The sequence below is a fragment of the Acetivibrio ethanolgignens genome (genome assembly GCF_001461035.1).
Lineage (GTDB): Bacteria > Bacillota > Clostridia > Lachnospirales > Lachnospiraceae > Velocimicrobium > Velocimicrobium ethanolgignens.
The window spans coordinates 1-1,579 of record NZ_LNAM01000023.1 but is presented as its reverse complement, the minus strand read 5'-3'; the positions used below and the strand labels follow the sequence as shown (position 1 = coordinate 1,579).

The 1,579-nt window shown below is 42.1% G+C and carries 2 protein-coding genes; both read right to left on the bottom strand.

The genetic code is table 11. The features are described 5' to 3' along the window. Positions 1-105 precede the first annotated feature (105 nt). A complete protein-coding gene (locus ASU35_RS19600) occupies positions 106-282 on the bottom strand; it encodes a hypothetical protein (RefSeq protein ID WP_172794578.1) in 177 nt (58 codons plus the stop codon). A 52-nt stretch (positions 283-334) separates the two neighbouring features. Further along, entirely contained in the window at positions 335-1,483 is a 1,149-nt protein-coding gene (locus ASU35_RS02110) for an IS91 family transposase (protein WP_058351452.1), read from the bottom strand. Positions 1,484-1,579 lie beyond the last annotated feature (96 nt).

Sequence of the window (1,579 nt, the reverse complement as noted above, 5' to 3'; positions counted from 1 at the left end):
ACATTATAGGAAATTCCGATTTTGGAAAAGTAATAAAAGAACAACAGTTCACCGAACGTATGTTAGATAAACTGTTGTTTGGACATAGTGGCAAGACAACGCAGCTTAGAAGATATAGAAACCTTCAACGCCAGCCTCGTCATCAAATAAGTCGTCTTCATTTAAGAAATAATCCATATCTAGAAGGTCATCCTCGCTCATGCGGCGTATGTCCTCGGATGTCATTCCTTCAGGTGGATTATCCATATATTTTTTGCGTAGTTTCTCGGTGTTTTGATTCATGTAAGCGTCCTCCTTTAAAGGGAGTATAGCATACGGGTGGAGAATAAGGAAGTCATGCAGACGACCTTCTTCCACGAGAACGGGACATGGCTTTCTCGTACATTTCTTCCAGAGAAACACGCTTGTGGTTAAAGTAGAGTTCTAAAAACAGCATGGTTGTGCCGCATTCGCATTTTAATGTGTCATAGCCGAAAGCAGAAAGAATGGCGGTACGCCACTTGTTAAAGCTTCTGTAAACAGAGTGCTTTTCGCGGGAGATTGCACGATGAAGTTTTTTGTCAATCTCTCGATGGCGTGCATAAAGGCCGCCATAACGGATCATTTTGTAATGCTTTTCCGGGATATGCTGAATGAGACGCTGTATGAATTCAATAACAGGAATGTTTTCTTCCACGTACTTGTCATCTTCGTGTCGGTTATAGTGGAAAGTGACAAAGTCACCATCGTATTTGTCAATTCTTGAGGTGGCAATTACGGGGCGTCCAAGATAGCGTCCGATGTATTTTACAACTGTATTGGGATCACATTTGTTTGGTTTGGCATACACGTAGAAACCTTCTTTGTGTTCCCGGTAGCAGAGAGCTTTAACCTTTTTAAAGGATGAGCCGACTTTTGCCTCCATCTCATTAAGCAGTGCGGTTCGGAAAGCGTTGCGTAGATAGGTATAGTTGAAATAATTGACATTGCGCCAGAAACCGTTATCACTGTAGCCGCCTTCAGAGATGAGACAATGGATGTGGGGGTTCCATTTTAAATCTCTTCCGAAGGTATGGAGGACCATGATAAAACCGGGGGTAAAATTCATGGATTTGTTCTGCTTATAAAACATATGGGAGACAACACTGTTTACAGCATGGAAGAGACAGTCAAGTAATGTCCGGTCATCAAGGAAAAACTGCCGGAGGTTTTTGTCGATGGTGAAAACACAATGCCGGTGGGTGACATTGACCAGTTTAAAGGACATAGAGGTAGTACGTCGCATGGCATAGAGATTCCCACAGGTAGGACAGAAACGGCTATGACAGCGGAAAGGGACAAATTTTAACTTACCGCAGTGAGGACAGCCATACATGGTACCGCCGAAGGAGGGATCGCCACAGTTGATCATTTTATCCACGTTTTCTGTTACAGATTGGCGTGGATGTAATGTATAAATCATTTCTTCATAATGTTCTTTAAAAATTTTTTGTAATATGTTCATAAGACTATTATGAACGAAAATGGTGAAAAAAGAAACCCCTAATTCCCCTCATGAATGAGGGGCTAGGGGAGTTGATGTGTCGAAGACACTTTTTTA